Below are 17,497 nucleotides of genomic sequence, written 5' to 3' on the forward strand. Positions count from 1 at the left end.
CTTTTTAGTTCACTTTCAGATTACTCTGAAATAAGGGGCGCCATCTCATTAAGCCCCGGCTTTCTGTTAGAAAAGCTCGGGCAGGGGAGTTAATGTTTAACCAGTAATTGATTTATACATGACGATGATAACCGCCAGAGGAGTCACGTAGCGGGTTACGTTCCAGAACAGAGACATTGCGTCTTGAGACATATTCAGCTCAGCAGCAACATCTTCTTTCTTCATTACCCAGCCTACGTACAGTGCGGCCAGTAGGCCAGCCAGAGGCAGCATGATGTTAGCCGTGATGTAGTCCAGCAGGTCAAAGATCGTTTTACCTTCAAATGCTGCAAACATGCTCAGTGGGTGTACATCAGACCATACGTTCAGAGACAGTACGGTTGCGATACCCAGAAACCATACCGCGCCGCCAGCAACCAGTGTTGCTGTCATACGGTTGAAGCCGCTGCGCTCTTCCAGCCACTCTACAGAAGGCTCCAGCAGAGAGATTGCAGAAGTCAGTGCCGCAAATACCAGCAGCACGAAGAACAGTGTACCGATCAGGGTACCCATTGACATGCTACCGAAAGCCATTGGCAGGGATACGAAGATCAGACCCGGGCCGGCACTTGGCTCCATGCCGTTAGAGAATACGATCGGGAAGATCGCCATGCCAGCTACCAGAGCAACAACTGTATCCATAACACCAACGGTGATGGAGGTTTTTGCGATGGATACATCCTGATCCAGGTAAGAACCGTACGCCATCATAACGCCGGTACCGAGACTCAGAGTGAAGAAGGCGTGACCCAGTGCTTTCAGAACACCTTCAGAGCTTAGTTTTGAGAAATCCGGGTTGAACAGGAAGTCAACGCCCTGTGCGAAACCGTCAGTTGTCATCGCATAACCTACCATAACAAGCATAAGTACAAACAGAGCTGGCATCAGGTAGGTTACGGCTTTTTCTAGGCCGCTTTTTACACCGTGCGCCACGATAAACAGTACGCACACCATGAAGACACTGTGCCAGAAGAGCAGTGCTGCTGGATCGCCCAGCATAGCGCCGAAGATACCGCCAACAGCATCGCTGGTCTGGCCTACGAAATCACCACTGATGGTGTAGCCCACGTAGTTGATGGCCCAGCCGCCAATTACGCTGTAGAAGGAGAGGATCAGGAATGCTGCAATCGTACCCAGAGTACCGATAGAGACCCAGCCTGATTTGGCGTTATGTTGACGAATCAGATCACGCATACTGGCAATCGGACTCTTCTGACCTTTACGACCCAGAAGTACTTCTGCCATCAGAATAGGCAGACCAACAACGGCGATACATACCAGATAGACCAGTACGAACGCACCACCACCATTTTCACCTGTGATGTAAGGGAATTTCCAGATGTTACCCAGGCCGACTGCAGAACCGGTTGCAGCCATAATAAATGCCCAGCGGGAGGACCAATGCAGGCCCTGATGCCCGGTGGTGTTTGTTGTAGTTGTTTTAGACACGAGTTTCTCCTCGGTTTTTTTAAGCAATAGCTCGGTACACCTCGCCCTTAAATAAGGGGAGGCCGAACTGATAGGGGGGGATGAAATTAAGCGCTCTGAGTTATCTTTTCCGGATGGCTGAAACGTTCCCGGGCAACCTGATCTGCAATAACATGGGTAGGTTGTTCCTTGCTGTCAGCTCGGGTGAAGATCTCCATCAGAGTGCTGTGAATAGATTCGATATGGTCATTAACGGCTTTCGGGTCAAAATTCCCCATCCGCTCATAACATACATCGATGATGCCGCCGGAATTGATAGCGTAGTCCGGGGCGTACAGGATGCCTCGCTCACGAAGCTGGTTGCCATGAAGGGGGGATTCAAGCTGATTGTTTGCAGCACCGGCCACCACTTTGGCTTTCAGCTGATCCACCGTCTGGCTGTTTAAAATGCCACCCATTGCGCAGGGGGCAAATACATCAACGTCCAGGCCGTAGATCTCGTCAGAGGAAACGGCTTTAGCGCCCAGTTCTGTTACGCAGCGCTGAACCATGTCGTCGTAAATGTCGGTTACCCAGAGTTCGGCACCGGCTTCATGCAGATGACGAGCCAGGCTGAAACCTACATTGCCAACCCCCTGAATGGCCACTTTAAGGCCGGAAAGATCGGTACGGCCCAGTCGAAACTCAACCGCAGACATCAGACCGCGATAAACGCCATAAGCGGTGGAAGGTGATGGATCGCCACTTCTCAGATGGCCATCAGCACAAGGTTTTTCCATTACGCCGGCAACGTAAGAGGTTTCTTCCGTCATGATTTTAAGATCCGGAACACTGGTACCGGAATCTTCAGCTGTAATGTAGTGACCGTTTGCAGATTCGATAAAACGTCCCATAGCGCGTAGCAGTTCGGGGGTTTTGTGCTGGCGGGGATCGCCAAGAATAACGGCTTTACCGCCACCGAGAGGGAGATTTGCCAAAGCAGATTTGTAAGTCATGCCCTTGGATAAGCGCAACACATCTTTCAGTGCTTCAGCTTCTGAGGCATAAGGCCACATGCGGCAGCCGCCCAGTGCGGGACCACGATTGGTGTTGTGGATGGCAATAATAGCTTTGAGGCCGGACTTGGGGTCGTGACCAAACAGGACGCGTTCGTGTCCGTCAAAATCGGGATGGCTAAATACGTTCATGGCGTACTCCGTTCTTATTTTTAGGCTTATGGCCTTATCAGAGCTGAAGCGCTTATGACGTCTTCAGCTCTCTGCGCTGTGATAGATCGTTGCGTCTTAATTGCAGATGGATCCGTCATCTGAATATAGGCCAAGCCTGAGTGTCGTTTGGCGTCGCGTGATATATACAGCTGTCAGATAGAGACATATTGTATGCCAACAATTTATTAATCATTATAAAACAACAAGTTATCTAGTTTTGCAGTTAGCGTGCCAGTTTTTTATAGACTTTGGTGTTACCAGAATACACGTCTTTGTTACTTGGTTTTTTTTGTTTATATTTCTGTATATTTTTATATTTCAGGTTGAATTGACTGGTCTTTGCTTTAAAAAAAGAACCTAGTGTTTTTTAAATAAAAAGCACTCCCTGCCTCTATTAACCTAGGGTAAGGCTGATATAAAAGGCATATACTTGTCGCTGGAGGGCATTGTTTTGTCTCTGATTGGTTTAGTTATAAGGATAAGAAGCGGATGAAGGCATATTCAAACAGGCTGAGTTACATCACTCTGGTCATCGGTTTAATTGTTTCTGCTCTGGTCGCTTGGAATATAGATGCATTGAGGCAGGATGCGATTCGGGTGCAGCTTAAAGGAGAGATGAAGGAACTCTCTTATCAGGTTTCCAGAGAGTTGTTAATTAATTTTGAAGCTCTTTATGTGATGCAGGGGCTTTTTGCAGGATCGTCTTCGGTATCATCGGAAGAGTTTAGTCGAGTAGCAGGCAGCACTTTATCCCGTCATCCGGAGTTGCATTATCTGCAGTGGGCTCCGTTGGTGAATCAGCGTGACCGAGAGCGTTTTGTTCAATCGCAAAGAGTTTCAGACTCGCGTTTTGCTATTCAGGAAATCTCTGATAAGAACCGCTGGGTACCTGCCGCGGTCCGGGGACGTTATTTCCCCGTGGCATATCAGGCTGATAAGGGAATGTCGCAGGTCCGGACAGGCTTTGATCTGGCATCCAGTGCGCCACTGCTGGCTGCAATCAACAAAGCGTCAGAAAGTTCTGAATTGACAGCTACAGAACCTATGACTTTGAAGACGGAGGGTGCTGAGGGGAAACATATTATGGCTGTTTTACCTGTATTTGAATCCCTTTCAAATGGACAGGCAGGTGAGCTCAGAGGTGTCGTTGCGGGTCAGTTTACTCTCAATCGGCTGGTTCAGGAGGCTTTGATGGGAGGGCGTAGTGCTGGCTTGCATATCGCGCTACTGGATACGGCGACACTTCAGGATAAAGGTAGTGATCAGGCGTTGCTTTTTGTTCGTCAGCCTGTGACTCCTCCTGTAATGGATATGCAGCAGCGCTACATGATCAATGACGTGGGTGGCCGTAACTGGCAACTGGTTGTTGCTCCCTCAGAAGGCTTTATGAATGAGCGCAAAAGCGAGCTGGCTTATGTGGTTATGATGGTGGGCCTTATGATCACCGGTCTTGTGGCTGCTTATCTGCGTATGTTATCAAAGCGTAGTTTTGAAATTGAGTCTGTTGCGGAAGAGCGCAACCGTGCTCTGCAGGCAGCGAATAAACAGCTTGCACACCTTTCGCAAACTGATGGCCTGACGCAGATTTCTAATCGTCGCTTCTTTGATGAAAGCTTTATTCAGGAGTGGAAGCGAACCAAGCGTGAGCAGCAACCCATCTCACTGGTACTGTTTGATCTGGACTTTTTCAAACAGTACAACGATCAGTATGGTCACCTTCAGGGGGATGAGTGTTTGCGTAATATTGCAGAACTTGTGTCCTCAGTGATCAATCGTCCTGGTGATCTTTTTGCTCGTTTTGGTGGTGAGGAGTTTATTTTATTGCTGCCCAATACCCCTGAGTCTGGAGCTTTGACAATTGCTAATCAGTGTCGTGAGCTGGTGGAGTCGCTGGCGATTCCGCATCATAAGTCATCTGTTTCTGAGGTCGTGACCATTAGTGTCGGTGTCTGCAGTCTGGTTCCTGAGGCCCACATTACTGAGAACGATATGTTGGATCTGACGGATCAGGCGCTTTATTGTGCGAAAGATCGAGGCCGTAATCAGGTGGTTAGTGCGAATCAGGAAAACTTTACTCCCCGTAAGGATCTGAATCGTAAGCTCTGATCTGGGTTACGATGGTATCGCTTTAAAAGAAAAAGCCAGGCAAGTTCTGAACCGTACCCCAACATTTGGACATCCAGTCCAACTTTATGGGGGCAGTTCAGTTTCTTGCCTGGCTTTTTAAGTTTTAAGCGTCCTGCCTTAAACCTTAGGTGTTGTCGTCGGATTTCTCTGTCTCTGTAACCGATGCTTGGGCTTCAGAAGGATTTTCAGCCTTCAGGCGCAGGCTTTCCCAGCGGGAAAACATCATCGCGGCAACAAACAGAATGATGGACGACACGGAAAGACCTAAGCCAACAATCTGATGTTCAGGCAGAAAGGACTGATCCACGCCGTACATAAAGTAGAGCAAGCTGACAAAGCATAGCCAGGCATGGGAGCGTGGTCGGCGGATCCAGATGCCGGGAGCGAACAGAAGTAATGGCAACACAGGCATGAACGCGAGTAAGGCGATTACATGGAGAGGTGCGCCATCTTTGGTGATCTGAAAACTGTTCAGGATCAGAAAACCGATAATTGCAAGATAGCTCAACAAAACCCAAAAACGGCTTTTGTTCGCCATACGGCCGATATCTTTGCCTGTTTCCAGGCGGTTCATCATCTTTCTCACAGTATCTCCTGTGAATGTAGGTAAGTGAGCATCTGACTTAATTCAGTCGCAAAGCCAGTTCGGCTACACGTTTGCCCTGAGCAACACAAAGCTCCAGTTCGGTTGGATCTACCGGGTTATCACCGGATTTTCCGGCAACATGACTGGCACCATAAGGGGTTCCCCCGGAACGGGTTTCCAGTAAACCGGTCTGGCTGTATGGAATACCCGCGAGAATCATTCCGTGGTGGAGCAGGGGAACCATCATCGACAGCAGCGTTGCTTCCTGACCACCATGAAGACTGGCGGTCGAGGTAAATGCTGCCGCTGGCTTATCGATCAGCGCACCGTTCATCCAAAGATTGCTGGTGCTTTCCAGGAAGTACTTCAGTGGTGCTGCCATGGTGCCAAATCGGGTCGGGCTGCCCAGGATCAGACCTGAGCATTGGCGCAGATCTTCCTCACTACAGTAGAGATCGCCGTCCGAAGGAATCACATCGGCAACCGCCTCACACTCGGCGGAAATGTCCGGCACGGTGCGTAATCGGGCTTCAATGCCGGACACTGACTCTACGCCCCGGGCGATAGCCTCAGCCATCTGCCGCGTTGCGCCATGGCGGGAGTAGTACAGCACCAGAACAAAAGGCTGGCTCATGCCAGCAGCTCCAGAACATTTTCCGGAGGACGGCCAATGGCAGCCGCCGCTTGGGTTTCGGCAATCGGGCGTTCCATCAGCTTAGGTGTGTTAACCATTGCGGCGATCAACGTTTCGTCGTCGCTGTCTTTACTGAGTCCCTGTTCTTTGAACTCAGCTTCCTTGGTGCGCATCATGTCGATAGGCGATACATCAAGCTTCTTCAGCAGGGTACGGATCTCGGCATCAGACAAAGGCTCGTCAAGATAGCGGCGAACACTGGGCTCAACACCGTTTTCCTGCAGCAGTTCCAGAGTGGCGCGGGATTTAGAGCAACGTGGGTTGTGATAAAGAGTGACAGCAGGCATGAGTTATCCTTGATCCTGATCAAATAGGGTAGAATGACGCCTATTCTAACGATATGTCCTGCCAACGAAAAGGAGCGGCTGTAATGGGATCGATTTTAAGAAAAGACTGGCCTGGTCTGATTCGTTTTGTCATCAAGCGCTTTATTGGTCAGGAGTGTCAGAAAACCGCGGCAGCTTTAACCTACACCACCCTTTTTGCGCTCGTACCTCTGATGACGGTCGCTTTTGGGATTTTGTCAGCGCTGCCCAGTACAGATAGCGCGGGTGTGGGCATTCAGGAGATGCTGTTCAGCAATCTTCTGCCGGAGAGTAGTCTGGTCGTGAGTAACTATCTGGCAGACTTTGCTCAACAGGCCAGAAATCTCACCTTTGTGGGTGTCGTTTTTCTGGTCGTCACCGCGATCCTGATGATGAAGGCGATTGAGCGTGCCTTTAACAGCATCTGGTCTATTGCAGAAGACCGTAAGGGAGCCAGTAGTTTTCTGCTTTATTGGTCAGTGCTGACGCTGGGCCCTTTACTGATGGGGTCTGGTATGGCTGTTACTTCCTTTGTGGTTTCCCATAAGCTTTTTCTGGATGCGGCTGACACTCTGGGCGTAACCGCCGTTTTCCTGCAGTTTCTACCGTTATTAACCTCATCATTGGCCTTTATGATGCTGTTTCATTTTGTGCCGAAAACCCATGTCCCGCTGAAGAATGCCTGGGTAGGTGGTCTTTTTACCGCGGTTTGTTTTGAGTTGGCTAAGTGGGTCTTCACCCAGTTTGTCAGCCAATCGCCTTCCTATCAGGTTGTTTATGGGGCTTTTGCTGCAGTACCTCTTTTCCTTCTTTGGATCTATATCAGCTGGAATATTCTGCTGCTGGGAGCGACTCTGGTGATGGCACTTCAGCGTTATCAGTCAGACTGGAAAAGATTTAACCGTAATCCTTTTGTGGTGGCGATGCAGGTGCTGCAGGTGCTGTATTCGCGTTGGAAGGCTAATCAACCTTTGACACTCAATGAGTTACAAGAGATTTTATCGCCTCTGAGTACCCGGCTGCAGCGAGAATTAATGCGGGTGCTACAGGACAATAGTCTTATCGTTCGGGTAAAAAATGAAGCCGGAACGAAAGGGTTGCCGTCCAGCTATTGGCAGTTAGGGCGAGATCTTTCAGAACTGACTCAATGGCAGCTATTGAGCCTTCTGCCTTGGCCGATACCCGTTGAATTGGGTGCAGAGCCCCCCCATCAGCCGCCTGCTGATAAACCAGAAGCGGCTACGGATTCAGCTGGCAGGGCAAGTCATAAAGAACTGTCTGCACGTTCTGCATCAAAGAGTGAGTTTGCCCTTTTGCCGCTATCTGCTATAAACGTGCTTCAGGACTATTTACAGCGAGAAGAAAGTGAACTTTCTCTGCCAGCACAAGAGCTGTTTGAGAAATAGACGTAGGCATCCTGTCTTGTGGAGAAGGCAGGTAATACTTGATGTTTTATTGCAGGTGACTCTCATGCAAAACGACATAACCTCAGCACCTCTGGAATCGGAACCGGCTCTGGTAAAAGCGATCAATGTTTCCGGACGTGTCCAGGGGGTCTGGTTTCGGAAAAATACGCTTCATCAGGCCCAAAAGCGCGAGCTCGAGGGGTGGGTTATGAATCTTGATGATGGCTCGGTTCAGGTGCATGTTCAGGGTCCGGAAAGTCAGGTAACGGATCTGATTGATTGGCTATGGAAGGGGTCGCCGCTTTCCAGAGTGGATCATCTGGATATAGTCGATGCGGAACCTCTGGTGATGACGGGTTTCGAGATACGTTAGATTTTAGTTTTATTGTTCAGGTTCTGGCTTATTTGATTAGCTGTTGTTGAACGATACGCCGCATTGACTTAAGCCAAGTAAAATACTCAGGTATTCGCTAAAATGGCCTCAGAATTTTTCGGAGGCTTTATGGCGTCATCTCATCTTTCCTATCGTTCAGATCTCAGATTCTCGTTTCAGGCATTTTTCTCACTGGGCTTTCGTCCTTTCTTCCTTTTCGGGGCACTCTTTTCTGTCATTCTGATGTTGGGCTGGACGTTTCAGCTCAGGGGTATCCCTTTCCCTCACGCGTCGGTGGTTAACTATTATCCCGGCGTGTTATGGCACAGTCATGAGCTGATTTTTGGCTTTGCAACCGCCATTATCAGCGGCTTTTTATTGACGGCCGTGGGCAACTGGACCGGGCAAAAAATGCTGAATGGCACATGGCTGGCGGCACTGGTCTTACTCTGGATCTCGGGTCGGATTGTGCCTTTTCTGCCACTGGAACCTCTGATCGTAGCTCTGGTTGATCTGGCGTTTTATCCGCTGCTGACGTTGGCTATCGCGGTGCCGATTCTGAAGAGTGCAAACCTGCGTAATATGGTGTTTATCGCCTTCTGCGGTTTGCTTTTTCTGATGAATCTGCTGGTACATTTTGATCGTCTGGGCATCGCTCCGGGCATGTCCCATCTGGGGATCTATGGTGCACTGAATATTATCGTGCTGGTGATGCTGATTATCGGTGGTCGGGTCATTCCTTTTTTTACCGAGCGGGCAACCCATGATTATCAGGGGCGACAGATCCCCTGGGTTGAAAAGCTGATTTTGCCGGTGGCTGTGGTGACATTTCTCAATGATCTCTGGCAGCCTCTGGCGATCTGGGCGAACGTTCTTTCCGGATTGCTGGCGCTGCTGTTGCTGATGCGGGTCGGAGGCTGGTTTGACCGCAGGATTCTGTCCAATCCTCTGCTATGGATTCTGCATGCCGGTTATCTGATGCTGGGGCTGGGCTTTTTGTTGCGGGCAACATTGCCCTGGTCAGGCCTGTCGCCTTTTATCTATATCCATGCGCTGACAGTGGGCGGGATCGGCCTGCTGACGCTGGGCATGATGTCCCGTGTATCCCTTGGCCATACAGGACGATCGCTGCAATTACCCACGCCGATAAAGGTCGCTTTCTATAGCCTGTTGGTCGCCGTGATTGCCCGTGTTTTTGCCATGGCAGCGGTTCAGAAACCTTTTCTGTATGACCTGTCTGCCACCGCCTGGATGCTGGCCTTTGGTTTGTTTGCCGTGGTTTACTTGCCCGCACTGGTTTCGCCCAGAGCCGACGGTAAAGGCTGACAGCCGCGGCTGTTTGCTTTTATCAGCTGCCCGAGACGAATCATCGCCTGTCGGTATTCCGGCTGATCCTGATACAGGGCGAAGTTGATACGTATATAGTGCTTGTTGCTTTGGTCACTGCCAAACAGCGGGCCGGGTGTGATATTGATTTTTGCCGCCTGAGCTTGCTGGTACAGTGCCATCGCATCGCACCCTTCGGGTAGTCGTATCCAGGCCAGAAAACCGCCTTCCGCCGGTTCGTAGTGTACCGAATCCGGCCAGTCCCATGCTTTTCCCCGTTGGGTTGTTGAGAGTGGGCTGAACAATAATCGCCCTGACCGGCCACTGTTCCAGTGCAGCAGTGCTTTATAGTACAGATAAGTTTGTTTTGACAGTGCTGAGCCCTTGGCGGTGCTGATCGATCTTTTTGCAGAACGGGAATCCGGGATTATTGCGATGACAACACTGGCACTTAAATTTGAACGCCATAAAACCTTATTGATCGCCCTGCTTCCCTGGGTGTTCGTCTTGCTTTGGAGTACCGGCTTTATCGGAGCTCGCTTTGGCCTGCCCTATAGCGAACCCTTTACCTTCTTAAGTTGGCGTATGGCGGGAAACCTGCTGGTGTTTCTGCTGTTGATGCGGATCTTTAAGGTGAGCTTCCCCAGACGTATCGCGCTGTGGAAGCAGCAGATGATTACCGGTGCGTTGGTACATACCGCTTATCTGGGGGGCGTATTCTCGGCTATTGAGCTAGGTATGCCTGCGGGGTTGGCAGCGCTTCTGGTTGGCCTGCAGCCGATGCTGACGGCTGTCATTATGGCGTTGGTTTATCGAAGCGCGCCAAGCGCTAAGCAGTGGCTGGGATTAACACTGGGCATTGTAGGTGTTGCACTGGTGCTGAGTAACGGCCGGGCCGACTTTCTGCAAAATGGTGATGTCAGCAGTGAACAGTTGCTATGGGTTTTGTTGGCGCTGACCGGCATCACGTTAGGAACCCTTTATCAGAAAAACTATTGTGAGCAACAACCCTTGCTGGCAGCGACTTTTATTCAGTACTTCTCTGGGTTTGTCGTGATGTTGCCGCTGGCGTTGCTGACGGAGAATACCCAAGTGCAGTGGCATCCTGAGTTCACCGGAGCGCTAATCTGGTCGGTGCTGGTGCTTTCCGTTGGTGCGATTCTTTTGCTGATGCTGATGATTCAGATGGGCGAGGCGACCCGTACCGCCAGTTACTTTTATCTGGTCCCCCCAGTGACAGCGTTGCAGGCTTGGATTCTTTTTGATGAGCAGCTGACGGGGGTTGCTCTTTTAGGTATGGCGATAACGGTTTTGGGTGTGTACTGGGTGAATAAGCGGTGAGATCAGGTGTCGTGGGCTCCTTCTACCAATGATTCGATTTAGTCGAACGAAAGTTGTTATAAATAGCAATTTTCTATCGTTTTTATCGGGACTATAGTGAGCCTAATTAATCGAAACTTGTTCGGAAGAGGAGCCTGCTATGGCTGAATTTAAAGTACTTAACCGTGTTAAAGGAATGCCGACATCCGATGGGGCTGGTGTTCGTCTGAATCGAGTTATCGGAACACCGCAACTGCGCCATCTGGACCCTTTTCTGATGCTGGATGAGTTCCGCTCCGATAATGCCGATGATTATATTGCAGGCTTTCCGCCTCATCCGCATCGTGGCTTTGAGACCATTACTTACATGCTGCATGGTGCCATGAAACATGAGGATCATCTCGGCAATGTCGGTATGCTGACCTCTGGCGGTGTGCAGTGGATGACTGCGGGAGAGGGGGTTATTCACTCCGAAATGCCGATGCAGGAAGATGGCCTGCTTTGGGGCTTTCAGTTCTGGCTGAACTTGCCGGCTAATGAAAAGATGAAAGCCCCTTTTTATCAGGATCTGGCTCCGGAAGAGATCCCGGAAGTGCAGGATGATAATGGTGTACTGCGCCGTGTTGTTGCCGGTGTATCCAAAGGGACAGAGGGGCCTATCCAGCGTGATGCAACTCAGCCTCTAATGGTCGATTTTCGTATTCAGAAGGCTACTGAGCTGGAGCATGATTTGCCTGCAGGCCATAAGGCTTTCCTCTACGTCTATGAAGGCTCGGTTGAAGTTCCTGAGGCCAATCTGATCCTGGAACGAGGTGAATTACTGGCCTTTAGCGGAGAGTTACTGAAGCTTCGCAGTTCTGACAAAGCCGGCGTACTTATGGTTGCAGGAAAGCCGTTAGAAGAGCCTATCGTGCAATACGGCCCTTTTGTGATGAATACTGCCGAAGAGATCCAGCAGGCGATGGTGGATTATCAGAACGGTGTGCTGGCTAAGGTAGCTGAAAAAGTTTAACTAACGCCATTCGGCAATCTTAATCTCATTGAGACTGTTTAAGGCCTGTCGTTTTTAGTCTTTTATAAGGCGATAAGCGACAGGTTTTTTTATATCCTGACTTGATTCACTGACAAATGTACGGACGGGTAAGCGACTGGATGCAGTCTGGCTCTGTAAATAAATGTAATTAGAGCGTCCGCTACTAAAAAGGGATGATTATATTTAACCTTTTGAAAGCAAAGGTTTTTTCATGTTTGAAGTGTTTTTTTGTCTCTATACGCCTTCGTTAGCATTGTAGTGCCTTGATTTTATTACATAAATAATCTTTTTTAAGCGTTGTTATTCCATTATTATCGGCCGCCCTTAAAACTGAGCGATCAACCTGAAAACGATTGCTCACGCGGACGGATCAAACGGTCCTTTATTACAGGTCTGTATTCCTGAGGTAATGGGGATGATGAGACCTATCTTCCCAGATTCAGAATATAAGTTTCCTGTGACATTGATATGACATGAGGTAGCTTGGCAATGAAGCGGAATCTTCCTGTTTCCGGTAAAGAACGGTTAATGGATAAAGACCGTTGTATTATTTCCACTACGGATAAAAAAGGGAAGATTACCAACTGCAACGATTACTTCGTTGAGATCGCGGGCTTCAGTGAAGATGAGTTGCTGGGGGCGGCGCACAACATTATCCGTCATCCGGACATGCCGCCAGCCGCCTTTCAGGATCTCTGGGATGTGCTAAAACAGGGCAAGCCGTGGATCGGCGTGGTAAAAAACCGCTCCAAGAATGGCGACCACTATTGGGTTGATGCCTACGTTACTCCTATCTTCGATAAAGGTGAGATCACCGGCTACCAGTCTGTTCGTCACTGTCCTGACCGGAAAGTGGTTGAGCGTGCTGAGAAGCTCTATCAGGCGATCAATAAAGGACAGCACGTTAGCCTCTGGTCCCGCTTTAAAGCCTTCTTCTCAACCAGTTACGTGCGCAGAACCTGGGCGGTTATCTGGTTAACGACACTGCCGATGCTGGCGCTGGTTTCTTTTCTGTTTGACAGTGTCAGCCCCTGGAAACTTCTGGTGCTTTTCGCGGGTGCCGGTGTGGTCAGTGCCATTGCGGCGAACTGGTTAGCGGCTCCCGTTACCTGTCTTGCCAAAGAGAGTGAGAAAATCTTTTCCAATGCGGTGGCTCAGCGGGTTTTCACCGGACGCTATGATGAGTTGGGCCAGCTTGAGCTGACGCAGAAGTTCCTCAGCCTGACGATGAAAACCGTGGTGAACCGGCTGGAAAATGCCTCGGAGCATATTCATGCTCATACCAGTGAAGTGGCTGAAAAAGCCCGTGATGTGAGCGATAAAACCCTGAGTCAGCTGGACGATATTGGTCATGCAGCCGGTACCATGCAGCAGATGACCGTTGCCACAGAACAAGTGGCTCAGAGCTGTGCTGAAGCAGCGACAGTAGCGCAGCAAACTGATGCGGTCAGTCAGAAGGGGCGTGTCATTGTTGAGCGCACGGAACAGTCTATCGGCAAAATGGCGGGTGATATTCGCGCTTCTATGGAAGTCATTACCGCTCTTGAGCAGAGTAGTCGCAATATCGAGTCGATTCTGGATGTGATTAACGGTATTGCCGAGAAAACCAATCTGTTAGCTCTGAATGCTGCGATTGAAGCGGCCCGCGCCGGTGAACAGGGACGAGGTTTTGCGGTGGTTGCCGATGAGGTGCGTAATCTGGCACAGAGTTCTCAGGCCTCAACCGCTGAAATTCAGGCGCTTCTGCAAACTTTTCAGCAGGAAACGCAGGATGTTTGCCATCTGATGACTGCATGCCAGGATCAGGCTGGCGGCACGGTCGATGAGATCAGAGATGCTGAGCGTATTCTGCTGGAACTGAGTGATACGATCCGCCAGCTGGGGGATATGAACCAACAGATTGCGACTGCTACCGTTCAGCAGAGTAGTGCCGCCAGCGAACTGAATCAGCGTTTGGAGCAGATTCATGCCGCAGCGAATGGTGTCACGTCTTCAAACGAGGATATGGTGTCTGACAGTATTGCGCTGAAAAATGAAGCGAAAGATCTGTCCGGACTGATTCGCCGGTTTGGCCTGAGCTCCTGATCTCCGCTGGAATGCACCGCAATAGTTCCACTTTGGTCAAAAAAAACCTCAATAGTCGGGTATCCCGCTATTGAGGCTTCATCAGCTGCTTTCTTGATCTTTAGGGTTTGCTTCCGGTTATTTCTCCAGCCAGCCGTTCAGGTGGCGGTTAAACTCGGGGATGTTTAACGGTTTGGTCAGATAAGCATCAAACCCAGCCTCTTCTGCCTGCCGGAAGTCATCCGGCATAGCGTTGGCAGACAGTGCCACAAGATGCCGGTTGGTATCCAGGCCTTCACTGCGGATATGGCGAAGCAGGTCATAGCCGGACATTCCCGGTAGGTTAATATCGAGAATAACCAGATCCGGTGATTCATGGCGCAGAATTTCGAGCCCTTCCTCTGGTGTTGCGGCTGTTAGCAGGCGATCACCATGGCGTTTGGCAAAAATTTTCTCCACCAGCATGCGGTTGGTTGCATTGTCTTCCACATAGAGAGTGGTTGTTTTCTCGCCACCATGGGAGATGATCTCCGCAACAGAAATTTCTACCTTTTCCGGTGCTTTGCGGACTTGACTACCCTTAGCCATTGGGAGGACCAGAGAGAAGGTACTCCCTTTTCCCGGTGAGCTGCTGACCTCTATAGAGCCTCGCATCGCTTCAGCCAACTTCTGGCTGATGACCAGACCGATACCGGTTCCCTGACGTGTACTTGAATCCATGCCCAGGCGTTCAAAGGGCTGGAAGAGCTTTTCCAGTTGATCATCAGCTATACCATAACCTGTATCGGCTATGTGAATTTTGAACTGATTGTCCACTTGCTCCATGCTAATCCTGATCTCACCTTGTTCCTGATTGTATTTGATGGCATTACTGACGAGATTAAGCAAAATCTGCTTCACGCGACGATTGTCGCCCAGGATCGATGGGTTCAGATCTTTAGGAAAGAGGGTTTTGATATTGATGCCGAAGCGTTCTGCCATGTGTTTGTTCAGGGTTAGGGTTTCCTGAATCACTGGTATAGGATTGATAGGTTCGATCTTAAGGTCAATACGACCGGCTTCGATTTTAGAAAGGTCCAGAATCTCATCAATCAGCTGTAACAGATGATTGCTGGCCTTACGGATCTCCTGCAGGCTTTCGAGGTGTTCTTCGGTCAGGTCGTCCTCATCCATCTCCATGAGCTGGGTATACCCCTGAATAGCGTTCAGCGGTGTACGCAGTTCATGACTCATACTGGCCAGAAAAGAACTTTTGGCGCGGTTAGCCTGTTCAGCATTCTCTTTGGCATGCAGCAGCTCTTCCATCATCAGCTTGCGACCTGTGATATCCCGATAGGTGCCGAGAAGCCCGGTGATGTTATGTTCTTCGTCCCTAATCGGAACTTTGTTCAGTTCAACCCAGAGATAACTGTCATCATTACGATGCAGGTAATAGTTCTTGTTCTGAATCTCATGGCCTTGTTCAATGACAAGGCTATCATCCTGCTGGAGCTGGCTGATATTGATCTGCTTGTGCAGTTGCTGAAGATCAGCTTCTATATCAGAACTGAGCGGGGTTTCCTCTTCCGGCAGGCGTGCCAAATCATGCATTAGCCAGCGGTTCACCCCCTGAATATTGCCTTGCGTATCCTGCCAGTAAACCCCTGCCGGAATGTGATTAAGAACCAGCTTAAGCATTTTCTCGGTACGCTGGCGCTCTTCAATTTCGGCCTGCAGCTTCTCGGTAAATCGCGCGTTGCTGCGACAGAGTTCCAGTGTCTTGGCAAAGTTAGCCATAATGGGGGTGAACAGCTGATCCGGTAATGGTTGTTCACTGTTGACCGAAAACAGCACGAAGGCATCGTCGATACCCGCCGGCAGAAAAAGGGCAGACTGATACCCTTCAAATACCGGATGTAAGCTCTGAATTTTGTCCGGTACGGGGCAGAAGGTGCTCTCAAGGGGCAGCCTGAAGTCCAGGGTCAGTTCTTTGGTCGGGTCGGGGGTAAAGGTTTTGCCTGCAATACTTTGCCGTATACTAAAGCTGAAACTGTTTTCCTGACGGGCAATGTTACTGATAAACAGGCCTGTAGGCATTCCGGTGTGATAGAGCAATCGTTGCAAAAACTTCTGCACCAGAGGTTTTTCACTGGTTTCTGACCCCATCAGGAGTGCCATCTCATAAAGAATGGCCAGGTTCTGATCGCTCATGGTGTTCCTCATTATGTCCGGTTAGAGCCTGTTCCGGCCAGATCTGTTAAAGCCAAGGACAGCAGACAATGGCTGCATTATGGAAAAGGGGGTAGCCTTGTCCTTCATCATTACATATTTCCCCCAGCGACAGGGCTCCACTGAGGTGAGTGTTCGGGAAGCGCTCTGACAGTAGTTTGAGCTCGTGGTCAGCCTGTTTGCCAAGATGCATACGGCGGCCAGCACAGTAAAACACCTGATAATCCGGTGCAGGCTTCTTCAGTTGATGGGCCAGCAGGTCCAGAGTTTCAGTGCCGTCTGCCTTAACCCCCTGGAGCAGACTGATAACCGTGTGCTCGGGTATATCACCAACGCAAACAAGAGTACCGTCGTCTTCAACCGCAACCGGGATGCGAACCAGAGGCTGTCCGGCCATGCGCATAATGCCAAAAGGAAAGTGGGTGGCATAGTCATAAAAGTTATCAGCGGTGACCTTCTGCTGGTAGCGGTTGAAGATCTCTTCCTGATAGACCTCGAAAGCGTTTCGCCAGTTGATGCTGTGAATACGGTTGCCTGTGGTAGACGTTGCCGTAATGGGCTCAAAATTCTTATAACCGTGGGCCAGAGCGGTATCAAATTCGGTGTTGTATAGCAGTGCCCACAGACCGTAGCCGATCTGCCGATCGCTGTCGAACAGGCAGGCCATCGGCTGAAAGGTCTCGCTTCCGGCATTAGCACCGCTGTAGCGCACGCTTTTGTGAAGTTTCAGGTAAAGCTGATCGAGAATATCGCTGATGTTGGGTTGCTGAGCATCAAAAACGAGGAAAAGATTGGCTTGTTGATTTCCGGGGGGGGTATCAGAGGGGATTGCATCCAGTTGAGCAACCTTATCAGCAATAGCATCTGCTGGTTGGTTCTCACAGCTGATTAACCGGGGTTGGCAGGTGTCGGGCAGCGCTTTAATCAGACAGCCGGTGTTTCTCAGTGTGCTATCAAACACTAAGGCGGGGAATATAGCGCCAACTAAGCCGATCTCCAGAGACTTACAGGTTGCCTGGATCAGCTTGGTCTGATCCGCATTTTGCTCAGCTAGCCAGCAACTGATCTGGTTTGTACCCATTGACTTCAGTGTGCTGAGTATCTGATGTAACTCCTCTTGCTGAGCTTCCTGGCTCAGTTCGGGAAAATTGATAAAGCCTGTATAACCCTGTGCCATGCTCAATCCTGTTTTGTTACCGGAAGAGTTAATCTGAGCTCATTGTTGAATATATATTTTTTTGCCATCATTCTTGTGAGTATATTGAACAAATGACGGAATATCATCCTTCAATCCAGAGCCCGGAAAATTCCTTTTATTCGTTGGGTATTTTTTCGCAAAAAAAAGCCCACACATAGTTGCGCGGGCTTAACGCTCAGAAC

15 protein-coding genes are annotated in these 17,497 nt (G+C 49.9%); 7 read left to right on the forward strand and 8 right to left on the reverse strand.

The window, feature by feature from the left end; translation table 11 throughout:
* Positions 1-96: 96 nt before the first annotated feature.
* Together AC4GL5_RS05175 and AC4GL5_RS05180 are read right to left on the reverse strand one after the other, a co-directional pair.
* On the reverse strand, positions 97-1,416 hold the full coding sequence (locus AC4GL5_RS05175; RefSeq protein WP_490381755.1) for a sodium-dependent transporter: 1,320 nt from the start codon (positions 1,414-1,416) through the stop codon (positions 97-99).
* Positions 1,417-1,574: 158 nt separating this feature from the next.
* Complete coding sequence (locus AC4GL5_RS05180; protein ID WP_490381725.1) at positions 1,575-2,654, reverse strand: Glu/Leu/Phe/Val dehydrogenase dimerization domain-containing protein; 1,080 nt, start codon at positions 2,652-2,654, stop codon at positions 1,575-1,577.
* A gap of 510 nt (positions 2,655-3,164) precedes the next feature.
* On the opposite strand from AC4GL5_RS05180, the gene AC4GL5_RS05185 reads away from it, so the two are divergent.
* The gene (locus tag AC4GL5_RS05185; RefSeq protein WP_490381726.1) at positions 3,165-4,781 is read left to right on the forward strand and encodes a diguanylate cyclase domain-containing protein; all 1,617 of its coding nucleotides are present in this window, start codon (positions 3,165-3,167) and stop codon (positions 4,779-4,781) included.
* 145 nt (positions 4,782-4,926) lie between these two features.
* Here AC4GL5_RS05185 and AC4GL5_RS05190 read toward each other — a convergent pair whose 3' ends face one another.
* The 3 genes from AC4GL5_RS05190 to arsC are packed head-to-tail and all read right to left on the reverse strand — an operon-like array spanning position 4,927 to position 6,369.
* On the reverse strand, positions 4,927-5,379 hold the full coding sequence (locus AC4GL5_RS05190; RefSeq protein WP_490381756.1) for a DUF2069 domain-containing protein: 453 nt from the start codon (positions 5,377-5,379) through the stop codon (positions 4,927-4,929).
* Between the two features lie 46 nt (positions 5,380-5,425).
* Positions 5,426-6,022, reverse strand: a complete 597-nt coding sequence (gene wrbA, locus AC4GL5_RS05195; protein WP_490381727.1) for an NAD(P)H:quinone oxidoreductase — start codon at positions 6,020-6,022, stop codon at positions 5,426-5,428.
* Positions 6,019-6,369, reverse strand: coding sequence for an arsenate reductase (glutaredoxin) (gene arsC / locus AC4GL5_RS05200; protein WP_490381728.1), 351 nt, complete (start codon positions 6,367-6,369; stop codon positions 6,019-6,021). The genes wrbA and arsC overlap by 4 nt, the downstream gene beginning before the upstream one ends.
* Before the next feature lie 83 nt (positions 6,370-6,452).
* Between arsC and AC4GL5_RS05205 the strand changes: the two genes are divergently transcribed.
* The 3 genes from AC4GL5_RS05205 to AC4GL5_RS05215 all read left to right on the forward strand — a co-directional run bounded on the left by AC4GL5_RS05205 (position 6,453) and on the right by AC4GL5_RS05215 (position 9,492).
* Positions 6,453-7,793, forward strand: a complete 1,341-nt coding sequence (locus AC4GL5_RS05205) for a YihY family inner membrane protein (protein ID WP_490381729.1) — start codon at positions 6,453-6,455, stop codon at positions 7,791-7,793.
* A 64-nt stretch (positions 7,794-7,857) separates the two neighbouring features.
* Positions 7,858-8,166, forward strand: coding sequence for an acylphosphatase (locus AC4GL5_RS05210; RefSeq protein WP_490381730.1), 309 nt, complete (start codon positions 7,858-7,860; stop codon positions 8,164-8,166).
* A gap of 129 nt (positions 8,167-8,295) precedes the next feature.
* Complete coding sequence (locus AC4GL5_RS05215) at positions 8,296-9,492, forward strand: NnrS family protein (RefSeq protein WP_490381731.1); 1,197 nt, start codon at positions 8,296-8,298, stop codon at positions 9,490-9,492.
* Here AC4GL5_RS05215 and AC4GL5_RS05220 read toward each other — a convergent pair.
* A complete protein-coding gene (locus AC4GL5_RS05220) occupies positions 9,447-9,797 on the reverse strand; it encodes a hypothetical protein (protein ID WP_490381732.1) in 351 nt (116 codons plus the stop codon). The genes AC4GL5_RS05215 and AC4GL5_RS05220 overlap by 46 nt on opposite strands.
* 85 nt (positions 9,798-9,882) lie before the next feature.
* Between AC4GL5_RS05220 and AC4GL5_RS05225 the strand changes: the two genes are divergently transcribed.
* The 3 genes from AC4GL5_RS05225 to AC4GL5_RS05235 all read left to right on the forward strand — a co-directional run bounded on the left by AC4GL5_RS05225 (position 9,883) and on the right by AC4GL5_RS05235 (position 13,930).
* Positions 9,883-10,833: a DMT family transporter gene (locus AC4GL5_RS05225; RefSeq protein ID WP_490381757.1), complete on the forward strand. Its 951-nt coding sequence runs from the start codon at positions 9,883-9,885 to the stop codon at positions 10,831-10,833.
* 139 nt (positions 10,834-10,972) lie between these two features.
* Positions 10,973-11,824, forward strand: a complete 852-nt coding sequence (locus AC4GL5_RS05230; RefSeq protein ID WP_490381733.1) for a pirin family protein — start codon at positions 10,973-10,975, stop codon at positions 11,822-11,824.
* Between the two features lie 510 nt (positions 11,825-12,334).
* Complete coding sequence (locus AC4GL5_RS05235) at positions 12,335-13,930, forward strand: methyl-accepting chemotaxis protein (protein ID WP_490381734.1); 1,596 nt, start codon at positions 12,335-12,337, stop codon at positions 13,928-13,930.
* Between the two features lie 117 nt (positions 13,931-14,047).
* Here AC4GL5_RS05235 and AC4GL5_RS05240 read toward each other — a convergent pair whose 3' ends face one another.
* Both AC4GL5_RS05240 and AC4GL5_RS05245 read right to left on the reverse strand, forming a co-directional pair.
* Positions 14,048-16,099: a hybrid sensor histidine kinase/response regulator gene (locus tag AC4GL5_RS05240; protein WP_490381735.1), complete on the reverse strand. Its 2,052-nt coding sequence runs from the start codon at positions 16,097-16,099 to the stop codon at positions 14,048-14,050.
* 46 nt (positions 16,100-16,145) lie between these two features.
* Positions 16,146-17,294 (reverse strand): FIST signal transduction protein, encoded by a 1,149-nt coding sequence (locus AC4GL5_RS05245; protein WP_490381736.1) that lies wholly within the window; start codon positions 17,292-17,294, stop codon positions 16,146-16,148.
* Between the last annotated feature and the right edge of the window lie 203 nt (positions 17,295-17,497).

It is taken from the genome of Oceanospirillum sp., from assembly GCF_982874595.1.